Origin of the sequence: Planomonospora parontospora (assembly GCA_014647935.1) — a bacterium.
Classification (GTDB): Bacteria; Actinomycetota; Actinomycetes; order Streptosporangiales; family Streptosporangiaceae; genus Planomonospora; species Planomonospora parontospora.
In genome coordinates this window covers 422,146-437,424 of the sequence record BMQD01000001.1, presented here as the reverse complement: position 1 = coordinate 437,424, position 15,279 = coordinate 422,146, and the positions used below count along the sequence as shown (strand labels likewise).

The window sequence follows — 15,279 nt, the reverse complement described above, 5'->3', positions numbered from 1 at the left end:
CGCGCGGCGGACGGCCCGGACGGCCCGATCCCGATGATCGGTCCCGCACGCCGGTATCCTCTCCCGGTGAGCAATCCGGTCGGGCGGGTCACCTCGCCCTCGAGAGTGGTCGTCCTGGCGTTCCTCGGGGTGGTCCTGGCGGGCACCGGGCTGCTCTCCCTGCCCGTCGCGGTCGAGCCGGGCCAGGAGTCGTCGTGGACCTCGGCGCTGTTCACCGCGACCTCGGCGGTCTGCGTCACCGGCCTGGCCGTGCTCGACACCGCGGCGCACTGGACGACCTTCGGCGAGGTCGTGATCCTGGTGCTGATCCAGATCGGCGGCTTCGGGATCATGTCGCTGGCCTCGATCCTCGCGCTGCTCGTCTCCGGGAAGCTCGGGCTGCGCGCCCGGCTCAGCACCCAGGCCGAGACCAAGTCCCTCGGCCCCGGCGACATCCGCCAGGTGATCGTGGGCGTCGCCAAGGTCACGCTGGCGGTGGAGGCGGTGACGGCCGCCGTCCTCGCCGCCCGCTTCGTGACCGGGTACGGCGAGCCGCTCGGCCGCGCCGTCTACTACGGGATCTTCCACTCGGTCTCGGCGTTCACCAACGCGGGGTTCGCGCTCTGGCCCGACAGCGTGATGCGGTTCGTCCGCGACGTGTGGATCTGCCTGCCGCTGGCGCTGACCGTGGTCGTCGGCGGCCTGGGCTTCCCGGTCTACGCCGTCCTGCGGCGGCACTGGCGGCGGCCGTCCCGGTGGTCGCTGCACGCCAAGATCACTCTCGGGATGACCGCGATCCTGCTGTCCGGCGGCGCCCTGGCCATCACGGTCTCGGAGTGGAACAACCCCGCGACGTTCGGCCCCCTCTCCCCCGGCCTGCGCATCCTGGCCGGCTTCTTCCACAGCGCGATGACCCGCAGCGGCGGCCTGAACTCCGTCGACACCTCCCAGATGCACGAGAACTCCTGGCTGATCAGCGACGTGCTGATGTTCATCGGTGCGGGCAGCGCCAGCACCGGGGGCGGCATCAAGGTGACCACGTTCGCGCTGCTGGGCTACGTCATCCTGGCCGAGCTGCGCGGCGAGCCCGACGTCACGGCCGGCCGCCGCCGCATCTCCGAGCAGCTGCAGCGCCAGGCGCTCACCATCGCCCTGGTCAGCGTGGCGGCGGTGGTCACCGGCACGCTCGTGATGATGATGCTGACCCCGTTCGCGCTCGACCGCGTACTGTTCGAGGTGATCTCCGCGTTCGGCACCGTCGGGCTCTCCACGGGGATCACCGCCCAGGTCGGCACCGCCGGGCACCTGGTCCTGACGGCCCTGATGTTCATCGGCCGGCTGGGCCCGGTCACCCTCGGCGCCGCACTGGCCCTGCGCGTCCAGACCCGCAGGTTCCGCTACCCGGAGGAGCGTCCCCTCGTTGGCTGAGAAGAAGAACCGCGTCGACCGCGACGCCGCCGTCGTGGTCATCGGCCTGGGCCGCTTCGGCGGGTCCCTGGCGGCCGAGCTCGTCGTCCGCGGCGTCGAGGTGCTCGGCGTGGACAGCGACTCCAGGAACGTGCAGGAGTTCTCCGGGCGGCTCACCCACGTCGTCTGCGCCGACTCCACCGACCCCGAGGCGCTGACCCAGCTGGGCGTGGCCGAGTTCGGCCGGGCGGTCGTCGGCATCGGCACCGACATCGAGTCGAGCATCCTGACCACCTCGATCCTGACCGACCTCGGCGTGCCCGACATCTGGGCCAAGGCGATCAGCCGCCAGCACGCCCGGATCCTGCAGCGGGTCGGCGCCCGCCACGTGGTCCAGCCCGAGGCGGACATGGGCGAGCGGGTCGCGCACCTGGTCACCGGCCGGATGCTCGACTACGTGGAGGTCGACGAGGACTACGCCCTGGTCAAGACCAAGGCCCCCGGCTGGGCGGCCGGGAGGACCCTGGGCGACCTCGGCATCCGCACGGAGTACGGCGTGACCGTGGTCGCGGTCAAGAAGCCCGGCGCCAGGTTCACCTACGCCACCTCCCAGACCGTCATCGGCTCCGGCGACACCCTGCTCGTCGCGGGCGAAACCGACCAGGCCGAGCGCTTCTCCGAGGAGACCTGAGCCCCGCGGCGGGACCGCCGGCCGCGCTCAGCCGTGCTCAGCCGTGCTCCCGGGCCTCGCCGCGCTCGCGGATGAGCGCGGCGAGCTCGCGCACCTGGCGCACGGTCCGGCCCTTCTCCGACCCCTGCAGTCCCATGGCCCCGAGGGTCATCCCGTCGGCGAAGTCGATCTTCGCCCACGGCTCCCCCTCGGCCAGCGTGACCGAGAGCACCTCCGGCCACTCGTAGCGGTGCACCCGCAGGGCGTTGACCAGGGTGATCCCCTGCTCGTCCGCCTCCACCCGGCACCGGCCCAGCAGGTGCAGAACCCCGGCGACCACCCCGGCCAGCGCGACCACCGCGACCTTGTCGGCGAGGGTGAACGGCGGTGGCAGGAAGACCGCCATGACCACCGCGCCCACCATGAGCACGACGGCGAAGCCGTAGGCCACGATCCGCCCCGTCTTCGGCCGCCACACGACGGGCAGCGGGGGCGGGACGACGTTCTCGGGGCTCACTTGACGATCACTTTCCCTCTGCGGAACCGCTGGTCGGACGGTCGCCGGGGCCGCCGGTCCGGGCGGCCGTCCGCCGCGCCGGAGGGCGGCCGGGCGCCCGCGGTCGCAACCTACCGCACGCCCCGGCCGCCCCCTCGGGCGGTGTCAGCCGCGCAGGCCGCGCAGGAGCACGGCGGTCTCCAGCGCGGCGACGGTGGCCTCGTACCCCTTGTCCTCGTGGCTGCCGGGCAGACCCGCCCGGTCCAGGGCCTGCTCCACCGAGTCGCAGGTCAGCACGCCGTTGCCGACGGGCGTCTCCTCGTCGAGCGAGATCCTGGTCAGGCCGGAGGTCACCGAGTCGCAGACGTAGTCGAAGTGCGCGGTCTCGCCGCGGATCACCGCGCCCAGCGCCACCACCGCGTCGCAGCGCCGGGCCAGCGCCTGGGCCACCACCGGGATCTCCAGAGACCCGGCCACCCGGACCACGGTCACGGTCGCACCGCTGTCCTCGCCTGCCCGCACGGCCCGTTCCAGCAGCCTGTCGGTGATCTTCTCGTGCCAGCGCGCCGCCACGATCCCGACCGTCAGCCCCGCGGCGTCGACCGCCTCCGCGCCGGGCCGTCCCTCCCCGCTCATCCGGCCGCCCCGTTCCGCCCGCTCCGCCCGGTCATCCGGTCTCCCCCGCCCATGCGATCTCGGTCTCCTCGTGGATGTCGTGGCCGAGGCGGTCGCGCTTGGCCGTGAGGTACTTCTCGTTGTACGGGTTCATCGCCACCGGCATCGGCTCCCGGCCCAGCACCTTGATGCCGTAGCCGTCCATGCCGCGCAGCTTGGCCGGGTTGTTGGTCAGCAGCCTGGCCGACTTCACGCCCAGGTCGGCGAGGATCTGCCCGGCGTTGGAGAACTCCCGGGCGTCCACCGGCAGCCCGAGCTCCAGGTTCGCGTCGACGGTGTCGCTCCCGCCGTCCTGCAGGCCGTACGCCCGGAGCTTGGCCAGCAGGCCGATCCCGCGGCCCTCGTGCCCGCGCAGGTAGACCACGACCCCGCGCCCCTCCGCGGCGATCTCGGCCATCGCGTGGTCCAGCTGCACCCCGCAGTCGCAGCGCAGCGAGCCGAGCACGTCCCCGGTCAGGCACTCGGAGTGCGCCCGGACCAGGACGTTCTCGCCGTCGCCGAGGTCGCCGTAGACCAGGGCCAGGTGCTCGCCGCCGTCCAGGGCGCTGGAGTAGCCGTAGGCCCTCCAGACCCCGTAGGCGTTCGGGATGCGCGTCTCGGCGACCCGGGTGACCATCCGCTCGGTCCTGCGCCGGAACTCCACCAGTTGCTCGATGGAGACCAGCGCCAGGTCGTGCTCGTCGCAGAAGGCGCGCAGCTCCGGCAGGCGCTTCATGGTCCCGTCGTCGTTGACGACCTCGGCGAGCGCGCCCGCCGGGCTCAGCCCGGCCAGCCGGGACAGGTCCACGGCCGCCTCGGTGTGGCCGCGCCGGACCAGCACGCCGCCCTCCCGGTAGCGGAGCGGGAAGACGTGGCCGGGCCGGACCAGCTCGAACGGCTCGGTGGCCGAGTCGCACAGGGTGCGGATCGTCCGGGCCCGGTCGGCCGCCGAGATGCCGGTGGTCACCCCGTCGCGGGCGTCCACGCTGATCGTGTAGGCCGTGCGCATCCGCTCGCGGTTGTCGTGGACCATCAGCGGCAGGCCGAGCCGGTCGAGGTCCTCGCCGGGCATGGACACGCAGATGACGCCGCTGGTGTGCCGGATGGTGAAGGCCAGCAGCTCCGGGGTGGCCTTGGCCGCGGCGAAGATGATGTCGCCCTCGTTCTCGCGGTTCTCGTCGTCGACGACCACGACGGGCCTGCCCTCGCGGATGTCGGCGATCGCCCGCTCGACGGGGTCCAGCATGGTGGTCACACGGCCTCCTCAGGGACGAGCACGGTCCGCGACCGGTACTCCTTGAGCCAGTTCACGAACCCGATCAGGACGAGCACGAAGAAGATCCCGTAGACGGCGCCGGAGACGACCAGCCCGGAGCTGAACGCCAGCGGCACGCCGACCAGGTCCACCGCGACCCAGATGATCCAGAAGTCGACCAGCGCCCGGCCCTGCGCCCAGGTCGCCACGGCGCTGCCGACGAAGATGTAGGCGTCGGCGGCGACCAGGAAGTAGCCGTCGGGCAGCGGGGCGTGCGCGCCCCACGACAGGCCGGTGACGAAGAACAGCACGCCCACCAGCGCCGTGCCCGCCAGCATGGCCGCGACGAGCCCGAGCCGCTCGCGCGAGGTGGCCGGCCGTACGGCCAGCTCCTGGCCGCCCGCGGTGCCGCGCGACCACTTCCACCAGCCGTAGACGGCCAGCACGCCGAACATGACCTGCTTGAGCGCGTTGCCGGTGAGCTGCGCGCTGACCGAGGCGACGAGCAGCAGCACCGAGCCGGTCAGCTGCACCGGCCAGGTCCAGATCGACTTGCGGATCGCCAGCAGCACGGTGGCCAGCGCGGCCGCGTTGCCCACCAGGTCGGTCCAGAGGACCTTCACCCCGAACAGGTGGAATCCCGCCTCGGCCCAGTTCACGCCCGGCCTCCCCGTGCGTGGGCGCCGACGAGCTTCTCCACGTGCCTGGCGATCACGTCGGTCTCCAGGTTCACCGGGTCGCCGGGCTGCTTGGCGCCGAGGGTGGTGAGCTTCAGGGTGGTGGGGATCAGGCTGACCGAGAACGCGTCGCCGTCCACGCCGGCTACGGTCAAGCTGACGCCGTCCACCGCGATGGAGCCCTTCTCCACCACGTAGCGGTCCAGTCCGGCCGGGAGCGAGATCCGCACGACCTCCCAGTGCTCGCCGGGCTCGCGGGACAGCAGCACGCCGGTGCCGTCCACGTGGCCCTGCACGATGTGGCCGCCGAGCCGCTGGTCGGCGCGGACGGCGCGCTCCAGGTTGACCGGGGAGCCGGGGCGCAGCGCGCCCAGGCAGCTGCGGTCCAGCGTCTCCTTCATGACGTCGGCGGTGAACACCTCGCCGTCGACGGCGACCACGGTCAGGCAGACGCCGTTGACCGCGATGGAGTCGCCGTGCCCGGCGTCGGAAGTGACGGTCCTGCCGCGGATCGACATGCGCGCGGCGTCCTTGAGCGGCTCTATAGCCGCGATCTCGCCGAGTTCTTCGACGATTCCGGTGAACATCCGGGGGGCCTCCCATTCGCCAGTAGCTTTCTGCCATGGCGGGCCCCGGGGATGACGGGTCCACGGACCCGTCGGCGGAGGGTGCCTCGACGGCACTGTCCGCTCGCGCGCTTCCTCCCATCCGGACTTTAACCGTCGGTCCCGGAATTTCACCGGGTCAACCGGTCGATGGCTTCGACCGGGTCGCGGACTGTAACCGCCGGTTCGGAATTTCACCGACCCCGGAGCACGCTGCTCTGCTTTTCGGGTCGCCGGCCGTACGGCACGGCTCCCGTACATCAGTGTGCCATGTCCGGCAAACCGGGCGGGACCCCCTCCAGCATGCGGACCAGGCAAACGCCCGGCGGTTACGCGTCAGGCCGCGTCGAGGCGCCGCGCCCGGCGGGCGTCCGGGGGGTATCTGACCGGCGCGGGGACCAGGCCTATGCCCGTCTGCAGCGCCTTGAGCGCCGCCGTCGCCCACAGGTCCTCCAGCGGCGTGGCGGGCAGGCCGTACAGCCTGCGGGCCCAGCGCGGCAGCGTCGCGAAGGCGAACAGGACGAACCCCGGGAAGACCGGCTTGAGCGGGAGGAGGTACAGCGGGAGCGGCGCGTTGAAAGACTGGCGGATCGGGTGCGGCACCTCGGGGGCGAAGTAGAGGCCCGGCCGGCAGGCCCGGATGTAGTCGCGCATCTCGCCGACGGAGCCCGGCACGTCGTCGGCCCGCAGGCCGACGACCTCGGCGGCGCGGCGCCACTCGGCGACGAACCGGTCGGCCTCCTCGTCGGTCAGCCGCACCCCGGCGCGCCGGGCCACCGACAGGTAGGAGTCGACCTCGCCGACGTGCACCCAGAGCAGCGCCTCGGGGTCGTCCAGGCGGAAGCGCTCCCCGGTGCCGGGGTCGACGGCGGTGAGCATGGAGTGGATCTTCCTGACCCGGGCGCCGGCCCGCTCGACCTCCTCCAGCGTGCCGTAGGTCCGCACCCGGACGAACTCGGTGGTCCGCTGGAAGCGGGCCCAGGCCTCGTTGGGGTCCATCAGCGCGGAGTTCTGCGCGACCCCGCGCATGGCGCGCGGGTGCAGCCCCTGCATGAGCAGCGCCCGGAAACCGCCGACCAGCAGGATCGGCTCGCCCATCACCCGCCAGGTCACCGAACCCGGCCCGAAGAGTCCGTGGTCCATGGGCCACCTCCCTTGTAAGTGACTGGTTACCCTACCCTTCCGTCGTCACACCTACCATGCGGGCCACATCGTCCGGACATGAGAACGGCGGGGCCGGGGGCACGGTCGCGCCCCCCGGCCCCGCCGGACTGCTGGAACCCCTGGCGGACCTCCCGGAACCCCCGCCGGACCTGCTGACACCCCTGGCGGACCCTCCCGCGGGACCCCGCGCCCGCGATCAGGCCCCGGCGGCCAGGGCCCGCAGGGCGTCCACGGCGGCGGCCGGGTCACCGGCGCCGTAGACGGCGTTGCCCGCGACGAAGACGTCGGCACCCGCCTCCGCGCAGCGCTCGATGGTCTCGGCCGCGACCCCGCCGTCGACCTGGAGCCAGATCTGCCCGCCGTGCCGTTCGATGAGCGCACGGGCCCGGCGGATCTTCGGCAGGACCACGTCGAGGAACTTCTGCCCGCCGAACCCGGGCTCGACGGTCATCAGCAGCAGCATGTCGATCTCGCCGAGCAGGTCCTCGTACGGCTCGACCGCGGTGGCCGGGTTCAGCGCGAACCCCGAGCGGGCCCCCGCGGCGCGGATCTGGCGCAGCGTGCGGACCGGGGCCCTGGCCGCCTCGGCGTGGATCGTCACGCTGCCCGCACCGGCCTCGGCGTAGGCGGGGGCCCATCGGTCCGGGTCCTCGATCATCAGGTGGCAGTCCAGCGGCAGGGACGTGGCCTTGAGCAGAGACTCGACGACCGGCAGGCCGAGCGTCAGGTTGGGCACGAAGTGGTTGTCCATCACGTCGACGTGCAGCCAGTCGGCGTTGGACACCGCCGCGGCCGCCTCGGCGAGGCGGGCGAAGTCGGCGGACAGGATGCTGGGCGAGATCTGTACGGCCATGGTGGTCCCGAGTCTATGGGGCACCCCTCCGCCCCCTCCCACCGGCCGTCTCCCGGCGTGGCCGGGTGTCCGTTCAGCGGGAGCGCGCCCGGCGGGGCGGATGGAGCCGGACGGCGCCGCGCAGGTGAGTCCGGGCGGCGTCCATGATGGCGGCGAGCTGGGCGGTCTGCTCGGGGGTCAGCGCGTCGAGGAGCCCTGCGCGGACCGCCTCGACGTGGCCGGGCGCGGTCCTCTCCAGCACCCGGCGTCCCTCCTCGGTGATGGCGGCGAGCACGCGGCGCTCGTCGTCGGGGGCGTCCTCCCGGCGGAGCAGGCCCGCCTTCTCCAGCTGGGCGACCTGGTAGGTGATGCCGCTGCGGGAGGAGACGAGGCGCTCGGCCAGGTCGGTCATGCACAGGCGCTTCTCGGGGCTCTCGTTGAGCCGGTGCAGGATGTCGTACTGCACCGTGGTGACCCCGCCGACCTCGCGGAGCTGCTGCTCGACCATGCGGTGGAGCAGGTCGGAGGTCTCCAGGAACCCACTCCAGGCACGCAGTTCGGTCTCGTCCAGCCAGCGCGGTTCGTTCATACGCTCCACGATACCGGGTTGCTTCCAATTCGAAGCACCTGTACGGTTCCGTTTGTGCTTCGAATTCGAAGCACATCGACCACATGCTTCGAATTCGAAGCACAAACGGAAGGCGCCCCTCATGAAGATCAGCATCCTCGGCTCCGGCAACGTCGGCTCCGCCCTCTCCTCCCGCCTCACCGCGATCGGGCACGAGGTCGTCACCGCCGACACCTCCACGGGTCCGGAGCGTACGGCCGCGCAGGCCGCGCAGGCCGACCTCGTGATCCTGGCGGTGCCGTTCGCCGCCGTCGAAACCCTGGACCCCCGGGTCGGGGCGTCGCTGGCGGGCAAGGTCGTGGTCGACGCCACGAACCCGCTGGCCCCCGACTTCATGTCGCTGACCGTCGGCCACACCGCCTCCGGCGGCGAGCGGGTGGCCGCCGCCCTGCCGGGTGCCCGGGTCGTGAAGGCCTTCAACACCGTCTTCGCCGGCCACCTGGGCGAGGACGGCGCCGGCCGCTTCCTGCCGGTCGCCGGAGACGACGAGGCCGCCAAGAAGACTGTCCTGGACCTCGGCGCGCAGCTCGGCTTCGACGCCGTAGACGCCGGCCCGCTGGCCAACGCCCGCTACACCGAGCCCGCGGTCGAGCTGCTCATCCAGCTCGCCTACGGCCGGGGCATGGGCGACGGCATCGCCTTCACCCTCACCCGCGCCTGACCGGCCCTCCCGGGGGCCCGCGCCGACGGGGCGCCCCCGGCCGGTCGCGGCTCCGGCCCCTCGTCCGCCGACGGCGCGCCGGGCCGCCGGCCGTCAGGAGGCGACCGGCGCCCGGCCGACCTCCCGGGTCACGGCCGCCCACTCGTCCAGATCGCGCAGCCGTGCGGCCAGCGCGGCCCGCACATCGGCCTCCGCCCGGCCGCCCAGCGTGAGACGGAGCGGGGGACGGTCGGCGTCCACCACGGCCAGCACGGCCCGGGCCACCTCGGCCGGGTCGGCGAACGCCTCCGGCGGCAGGCCGCCGAGGGAACTCTGCACGGCGCGCACGGTCGAGTCGTAGTCGGCCACCGGCTCGGCGAAGGCGAGGTTGGACAGGAACGGCGTGGCCGCGTAGCCCGGCTCGACCAGCGTCACCTTGATCCCGAGTGGCGCCAGCTCGGCGACCAGGGCGTCCGACAGGCCCTCCACCGCGTACTTGGTCGCGGCCAGCAGGCCCACCCCTGGATGGGCCGTCTGCCCGTACACCGACGAGCCCTGCAGGACGTGCCCCGAACGCTGGGCCCGCAGCACCGGCAGCACGGCGCGCAGCACGTTCAGGACGCCGAAGACGTTCGTGTCGAAGACGGCCCTGGCCTGTGCGTCGGTCACCTCCTCCACCGCCCCGAAGAGGCCGTAGCCCGCGTTGTTCGCCACCACGTCGAGGCGGCCGAACGCGGCGACGGCCTGCTCGACGCCGCGCCGTACCGCGGCCTCGTCGCGGACGTCGAGCTCCAGGGCGAGGAACCTGCCGGGGAAGCGTTGGGCGAGCTCCGCGAGGCCGTCGACGCGCCGCGCCGCGGCGGCGACGCGGTCACCGCGGCCGAGGGCGGCGAGCGTCAGCTCGCGACCGATGCCGGAGGAGCCTCCGGTGACGAACCAGGAACGGGGGACGGACGTGGCCATGGTCTCTGCTTTGATCGACATGGTTGTGACCGTACAGGGTTTACTCATAACTATCAAATGCCATGATCGGTCTTCGTTATGGTCTAATAAGTTTCACTCAGTCCCCGACTATCATGGTGGGCGTGGTCACCGATCAGGGACGGCACAGTCCTCTCAGCCCGCCCGAGGCGGCGGATCTCGTGCTCGACTTCGTCAACACCCGCCCGATCGGCGGACGCGAGGAGCGGCTGGCCGACGCCCCGGCGGCGGCCCGATGGCTGCGCGCGGCCGGGCTGGCCCACGAGGGCACCCTGGTCACCGAGGCGGACGCCGCCGCCGCCCGGGAGCTGAGGCAGGCTCTGGTCACGGTCCTGCTCGCCCACGCCGGCGAGCACGCCGGCGGCGGACCGGGTGACGGCGGACCGGGAGGCGGCGGACCGGGAGGCGGCACGACGCTGGAGGAGGCGGAGGCCCACCTGCGCCGGAGCGGTGCTCTGTATCCCCTGTCGCCCGTCGTCACCGCGCACGACGTACGGCTCGTCCCGGCCCATGGGGGCGTGCCCGGAGCGTTCGGCGGCCTGCTCGCGGCCGTGGCCGAGCTCGCCAGGGGCGGTCTCTGGGCACGGGTGAAGGCGTGCCGGAACCCGCCCTGCCATCTCGGGTTCTACGACCGCACCCGCAACTGCTCCGCGGCGTACTGCAGCCCGAAGCGCTGCGGCGCGCAGGTGGCGATGCGCTCCTACCGCAGCCGCCGCGCCGCGGACCCGGCGGGCGCCGCCCGGGAGTGATATCGGCCCGCCGCGGACTCCGCGGCGCTCCGGAGCCGCCACCGCCTCACGGGCGGACGGTCAGCGGCGGCGCAGCAGGGCCAGGAACATGGCGTCGGTGCCGTGGCGGTGCGGCCAGAACTGGGCGTACGGGCCCTCACCGAGCCCTCCGACCTCCGGGAGGTACGCGCGGGCGTCCAGCGCCTCGGCGTCCTCGCGGCCGCGCAGCACGTCGCCGACCACGGTGACCGTCTCGGCCAGGTGCGGCGAGCAGGTCACGTAGGCCACCACGCCGCCCGGGCGGGTGGCGTCTAGGGCGGAGGCCAGCAGCTCGCGCTGGAGCCGGCCCAGCTCCGGGAGGCTGCGGGGATCACGCCGCCAGCGGGCCTCCGGGCGGCGGCGCAGGGCACCGAGGCCGGTGCAGGGGGCGTCCAGCATGACCCGGTCGAAGACGCCCGGGCGCCAGGCCGGGACCCGGCCGTCGGCGGCGACCACCGCGGCGTCCCGGGTGGTCTGCCTGACCAGGCGGGCGCGGTGGTGCTGGAGCTCGGCCGCGAGCAGGCGGGCGCCGCCCTCCGCGGCGAGGGCGTCCAGCAGTCCCGCCTTGCCGCCCGGCCCGGCGCACATGTCGAGCCAGCGGGAGTCGCCGCCCGCCACCGGGACCCTGGTGAGTGCGACCGCCACGAGCTGGCTCGCCTCGTCCTGTACGGCGGCGCGCGACTCGGCCACGGCGCGGACCGCACCGGGGTCGCCCTCGGGCAGGTAGGCGGCGTAGGGGGAGAAGTCGGCCGGCTCGGCACCGGAGTCGAGGAGCTCCTCCACCGACGAGCGGCCCGGGCGGGCCACCAGGGTGACGCGGGGGCGCTCGTTGTCGGCGGCCAGCAGGGCCGCGGTCTCCTCGGCGTCCCCCCCGACGGCGTCGCGCAGCGCGGTGACGATCCACCGGGGGTGGCTGTGCGACACGGCCAGGTGACCGACCGGGTCGTCGGCCGGGTTCGGGGCCACGATCGGCAGCCACTGCTCCAGGGAGCGGGTGGAGACCTTGCGGAGCACCGCGTTGGCGTATTTCGCGGGGCCCGCGCCGACCCGGAGCCTGACCAGGTCGACGGTCGTGCCGACGGCGGCGTGCGGGGGCACGCGGGTCTTGAGCAGCTGGTGCACGCCCAGCCGGATGGCGTCCAGCAGCGGCGGGTCCAGCTCCTCCGGGGCCCGGTCGCTGCAGGCGGCGATGACCTCGTCGTAGGTGCCCAGCCCGCGCAGGGTGCCGTAGGCCAGCTCGGTCGCCAGCCCCGCGTCGCGCCCCGACAGGCGGCGCTCGCGCAGCAACGCGGGCATCAGCAGGTTGGCGTAGGCGTCCCGCTCGTCCACGGCGCGCAGCAGGTCGTAGGCGGTGTTGCGGGCCTCGTCGTAGACCGGACGGGGCGGGCGCCCGCCCCGGCTCCCGCCGCCTCCGCGGCCGCCCGCGGGACCCCGGCCGCGGCCGCCCGGCCCCTGGCGCCGGCCTCCGCCGGAGCCCTGCCCTCCGCCGCCGGACCCGCCGCGCGGCCGGCCTCCCTCACGGTCCCCGCCGCGCGGAGCGCCGCCGTTCCCCCGATCACTCATCGCTCAGACCAGCCGATCCTCGTCGGTGGGCCGTACGCCGCGGGCCCACTCCCCCGCGGTCATCAGGCGCTTGCCCTGCGGCTGCACCTCGCTCAGCTCCACCGGGTGCGTGGCCGTACCGACCAGGACGGAGTTCTTGGCGGCCGCGACCTGGCCGGGGGCCAGCGCGGGCGCGTCGGGCGCGGGCCGCACCGGGCCGAGCTTGACCCGCTGGCCGCGGAACTCCGTCCACGCGCCGGGGGTGGGGGTGCAGGCGCGGACCAGGCGGTCCACCCGCATCGCCGGGGCGGTCCAGTCGATCCGGGCGTCCTCGACGCTGATCTTCGGGGCGAGGCTCACACCCTCGGCGGGCTGCGGCCTGGCCTCCAGCGTGCCGTCCTCGATCCCGTCGAGGGTGGCCGCCAGCAGCTCGGCGCCGGACTCGGCCAGCCGGGCCAGCAGCCCGCCGCTGGTGTCGGTGGCGCGGATCTTCTCGGTGACCACGCCGTAGACGGGTCCGGCGTCCAGTTCCCTGACGATCTGGAAGGTGCTCGCGCCGGTGATCTCGTCGCCGTGCAGCACGGAGTGCTGCACCGGGGCCGCCCCCCGCCACGCGGGCAGGATCGAGAAGTGGAGGTTGATCCAGCCGTGGCGTGGGACGTCCAGCGCCGCCTGGGGCAGCAGGGCCCCGTAGGCGACCACCGGGCAGGCGTCGGGCCCGATCTCCCGGAGCCGCTCCAGGAACGCGGGATCACCCGCCTTCGGCGGCCTGAGGACCTCGATGCCCACCTCCTCGGCCAGCTCGGCGACGGGGCTGGGGTGGACCTTCCGCCCCCGGCCCGACGGGGCGTCCGGGCGGGTGACGACGGCGACGACGTCGTGGCGCGGCGAGTCCAGCAGCGCGCGCAGCGAGGGCAGGGCGGTGTCCGGGGTTCCGGCGAAGACCAGGCGCAAGGTTCCTACAGAGCCTTCCCGTGGGTGGCGTGCGGGGAGAACTTGAACGCGGGCGCGGACAGCCCGCTCCACTCGGCCTGGCGGATCTCCCGCATCGCGAGCTTGCGCTGCGCGGGGTCCATCCGGTCGATGAACAGGATGCCGTCCAGGTGGTCGGTCTCGTGCTGGAAGCAGCGGGCCATGAGGTCGGTGCCCTCGAGGGTGACCGGCTCGCCGTGCATGTCGAAGCCCTTGGCCACCGCGCGGATCGCCCGGGGCGTCGGGTAGGACAGGCCGGGGAAGGACAGGCAGCCCTCCTCCCCCTCCTCGTCGAGGTCCTCGGACAGGTCGAGATTGGGGTTGATCAGATGGCCGAGCCGGTCGTCCACGTAGTAGGTGAAGACCCGCAGCCCGACCCCGATCTGCGGTGCGGCCAGGCCCGCTCCGGGCGCGTCCATCATGGTGTCGGTGAGGTCCTTGACGAGCTTGCGCAGCTCCTTGTCGAAGTCCTTCACCGGCTCCGCGGGCGTGCGCAGCACCGGGTCGCCGAAGAGGCGGATTGACTGAATGGCCAACAGGGCTCCTTCCACGGAATCCCCCCAGTTTAGGGGCCCTGGCGGCGCGGACCTACCTGGAGCGGGCCTTCATGACCGCCTTGCGCGCGGCCTTGGCCACGGCGGCGTCGGCGTGGTGCGCGCCGAGCATGTCGAGCACCACGATCGCGTCGGGATGCTCCACGAGGGCCATCTCCTCGACCAGGCGGACCAGGTCCTCGCCCGGCTCGAGCGCGGCGAACTCGCCCATCCCCTCGGGGGCCCGGCCCTGGTGGATCAGCGAGGCGAGCGTGTCGACCGCGATCCAGGTGTTGTCGGCGGGGGTGAGGGTGGGCGCGGGCAGGTCGCGGATGTGCAGCCAGGAGGCCGCGTAGCGCCACAGGGAGGGCTCGGCGAGCACCTCCCGGACGGGGGTCTCGGCCTCGGGCCCGAGCTCCTCCAGGATCGTGCTCACCACGCCGCGCTGCCCGGCCGCGCCGGAGGCGGCGACCCCGAGCAGCTCCCGGGCGGCGGTCTCGGGGCCGCGCGACTCCAGCCACACGGTGACGGCGCTGGGCGCGGCGGAGCCCTTGACGATCGCCTCGACGAGCTCGCCCGCGCCGAGGTCGGCGAAGACCGCGACCTCCGCGCCGGTGGGCGCGTCGTGGCCCTCCCGCATCAGGTCCTGGCGGACCGCCCACACGCCGAGCGGGGTCAGCCGGGGCCAGCCGGCCGGCGAGCGCTCGACCAGCCCGCAGTAGCCCAGCAGGTCGAGCGCGGCCGCCAGCTCTCCCGGCAGGGAGGCCGCCAGCTGCCGCATCTGCGCCGGGCGGGCCTCGCAGGCCACCTCGTGCGACTGGAGGATGCCCTTGACCAGGGTGGCGGGGGACAGGCCGTCGCTCACGGCGTACATCGTCGCGAGCATCTCGGCGAGGTGCTCGTCCACCACGGCGGACCCCGTCAGGCTCTCGTCGGCCCGGTCCAGCACGTCCATGACCACGCCGTCCCAGAACTCCAGCAGCGCCCGCGGGGGCAGGTCGCCGGTCAGGAGGAGCGGCCCGGGGGCGGCCGTGCCCCGGGAGATCCGGAGCATGCCGGTGTTGACCGCGACGACCCAGAGCAGGTGGACCCGGGCGGGACCGGGCAGGCCGAGCTCGGCGGCCGCCAGGAACGGGTCGGGCAGCAGGCACTCGGGGGTCACCTGCCGGGTGCCGGTCCAGGCCGCCAGCCGCCGGGCGTCCCGCACCAGCGGGACCCGGAGCACCGCCCGGGCCAGCTCGGCGTCGGGGGCGAGCTCGACCGGCGGGAAGCTCAGCGCCTCGGTGCCGCAGCTCGGGCAGTCGCAGTCCGCGTCCCCCGCGTCCCCCGCGACGGCCTCGTCGAGCACCGCCGCCCGCGCCTCCCGGGGCGCGGTTCCCAACTCGTCGACCAGCCTCCGCAGTTCGCCGAGATCGAAGACGTTGCCGGTGTTGCCGCTCTTTGCCACCCGTGAAACTTACTCCACAAGAGCCCCACG

At 73.8% G+C, this 15,279-nt stretch carries 17 protein-coding genes and 1 riboswitch; of the genes, 4 read left to right on the top strand and 13 right to left on the bottom strand.

The genetic code is table 11. The features are described from left to right. Window positions 1–66: 66 nt before the first annotated feature. Both IEZ07_RS02025 and IEZ07_RS02020 read left to right on the top strand, forming a co-directional pair. Complete coding sequence (locus IEZ07_RS02025) at window positions 67–1,407, top strand: TrkH family potassium uptake protein (protein ID WP_239319296.1); 1,341 nt, start codon at window positions 67–69, stop codon at window positions 1,405–1,407. Further along, entirely contained in the window at window positions 1,400–2,077 is a 678-nt protein-coding gene (locus tag IEZ07_RS02020) for a potassium channel family protein (RefSeq protein WP_191893192.1), read from the top strand. Before IEZ07_RS02025 ends, IEZ07_RS02020 begins: the two co-directional genes overlap by 8 nt. A gap of 37 nt (window positions 2,078–2,114) precedes the next feature. On the opposite strand, the gene IEZ07_RS02015 is transcribed toward IEZ07_RS02020, so the two are convergent. The 8 genes from IEZ07_RS02015 to IEZ07_RS01980 form a co-directional block, all read right to left on the bottom strand. After that, a complete protein-coding gene (locus IEZ07_RS02015; protein WP_191893191.1) occupies window positions 2,115–2,573 on the bottom strand; it encodes a PH domain-containing protein in 459 nt (152 codons plus the stop codon). Window positions 2,574–2,717: 144 nt separating this feature from the next. Continuing rightward, window positions 2,718–3,188: a 6,7-dimethyl-8-ribityllumazine synthase gene (gene ribH / locus IEZ07_RS02010; RefSeq protein ID WP_068894179.1), complete on the bottom strand. Its 471-nt coding sequence runs from the start codon at window positions 3,186–3,188 to the stop codon at window positions 2,718–2,720. A gap of 31 nt (window positions 3,189–3,219) precedes the next feature. After that, complete coding sequence (locus IEZ07_RS02005; RefSeq protein WP_191893387.1) at window positions 3,220–4,452, bottom strand: bifunctional 3,4-dihydroxy-2-butanone-4-phosphate synthase/GTP cyclohydrolase II; 1,233 nt, start codon at window positions 4,450–4,452, stop codon at window positions 3,220–3,222. A 5-nt stretch (window positions 4,453–4,457) separates the two neighbouring features. After that, window positions 4,458–5,120: a nicotinamide mononucleotide transporter family protein gene (locus tag IEZ07_RS02000; RefSeq protein ID WP_191893190.1), complete on the bottom strand. Its 663-nt coding sequence runs from the start codon at window positions 5,118–5,120 to the stop codon at window positions 4,458–4,460. After that, complete coding sequence (locus IEZ07_RS01995; RefSeq protein ID WP_191893189.1) at window positions 5,117–5,725, bottom strand: riboflavin synthase; 609 nt, start codon at window positions 5,723–5,725, stop codon at window positions 5,117–5,119. The genes IEZ07_RS02000 and IEZ07_RS01995 overlap by 4 nt, the downstream gene beginning before the upstream one ends. Before the next feature lie 103 nt (window positions 5,726–5,828). Further along, a riboswitch (FMN riboswitch) is annotated at window positions 5,829–5,959 on the bottom strand. A gap of 120 nt (window positions 5,960–6,079) precedes the next feature. Continuing rightward, window positions 6,080–6,886: an oxygenase MpaB family protein gene (locus IEZ07_RS01990; RefSeq protein ID WP_068894182.1), complete on the bottom strand. Its 807-nt coding sequence runs from the start codon at window positions 6,884–6,886 to the stop codon at window positions 6,080–6,082. 217 nt (window positions 6,887–7,103) lie between these two features. After that, complete coding sequence (gene rpe, locus IEZ07_RS01985; protein ID WP_068894183.1) at window positions 7,104–7,760, bottom strand: ribulose-phosphate 3-epimerase; 657 nt, start codon at window positions 7,758–7,760, stop codon at window positions 7,104–7,106. Window positions 7,761–7,833: 73 nt separating this feature from the next. Beyond that, a complete protein-coding gene (locus tag IEZ07_RS01980; protein ID WP_191893188.1) occupies window positions 7,834–8,328 on the bottom strand; it encodes a MarR family winged helix-turn-helix transcriptional regulator in 495 nt (164 codons plus the stop codon). A 121-nt stretch (window positions 8,329–8,449) separates the two neighbouring features. On the opposite strand from IEZ07_RS01980, the gene IEZ07_RS01975 reads away from it, so the two are divergent. Continuing rightward, the gene (locus IEZ07_RS01975; protein ID WP_068894184.1) at window positions 8,450–9,028 is read left to right on the top strand and encodes an NADPH-dependent F420 reductase; all 579 of its coding nucleotides are present in this window, start codon (window positions 8,450–8,452) and stop codon (window positions 9,026–9,028) included. A 93-nt stretch (window positions 9,029–9,121) separates the two neighbouring features. On the opposite strand, the gene IEZ07_RS01970 is transcribed toward IEZ07_RS01975, so the two are convergent. Next, on the bottom strand, window positions 9,122–9,991 hold the full coding sequence (locus IEZ07_RS01970) for an SDR family NAD(P)-dependent oxidoreductase (RefSeq protein WP_204054211.1): 870 nt from the start codon (window positions 9,989–9,991) through the stop codon (window positions 9,122–9,124). A gap of 101 nt (window positions 9,992–10,092) precedes the next feature. Here IEZ07_RS01970 and IEZ07_RS01965 point away from each other — a divergent pair, with 101 nt between their 5' ends. Next, entirely contained in the window at window positions 10,093–10,737 is a 645-nt protein-coding gene (locus IEZ07_RS01965; RefSeq protein ID WP_239319294.1) for a CGNR zinc finger domain-containing protein, read from the top strand. Between the two features lie 60 nt (window positions 10,738–10,797). On the opposite strand, the gene IEZ07_RS01960 is transcribed toward IEZ07_RS01965, so the two are convergent. From IEZ07_RS01960 to IEZ07_RS01945, 4 genes are read right to left on the bottom strand one after another with little or no spacing between them, the layout of a single operon-like run. After that, the gene (locus IEZ07_RS01960) at window positions 10,798–12,318 is read right to left on the bottom strand and encodes an RsmB/NOP family class I SAM-dependent RNA methyltransferase (protein WP_191893187.1); all 1,521 of its coding nucleotides are present in this window, start codon (window positions 12,316–12,318) and stop codon (window positions 10,798–10,800) included. Window positions 12,319–12,321: 3 nt separating this feature from the next. After that, window positions 12,322–13,251, bottom strand: a complete 930-nt coding sequence (gene fmt / locus IEZ07_RS01955; RefSeq protein WP_191893186.1) for a methionyl-tRNA formyltransferase — start codon at window positions 13,249–13,251, stop codon at window positions 12,322–12,324. Window positions 13,252–13,256: 5 nt separating this feature from the next. After that, on the bottom strand, window positions 13,257–13,805 hold the full coding sequence (def, locus tag IEZ07_RS01950; RefSeq protein ID WP_191893185.1) for a peptide deformylase: 549 nt from the start codon (window positions 13,803–13,805) through the stop codon (window positions 13,257–13,259). Window positions 13,806–13,857: 52 nt separating this feature from the next. After that, complete coding sequence (locus tag IEZ07_RS01945) at window positions 13,858–15,249, bottom strand: hypothetical protein (protein WP_191893184.1); 1,392 nt, start codon at window positions 15,247–15,249, stop codon at window positions 13,858–13,860. Between the last annotated feature and the right edge of the window lie 30 nt (window positions 15,250–15,279).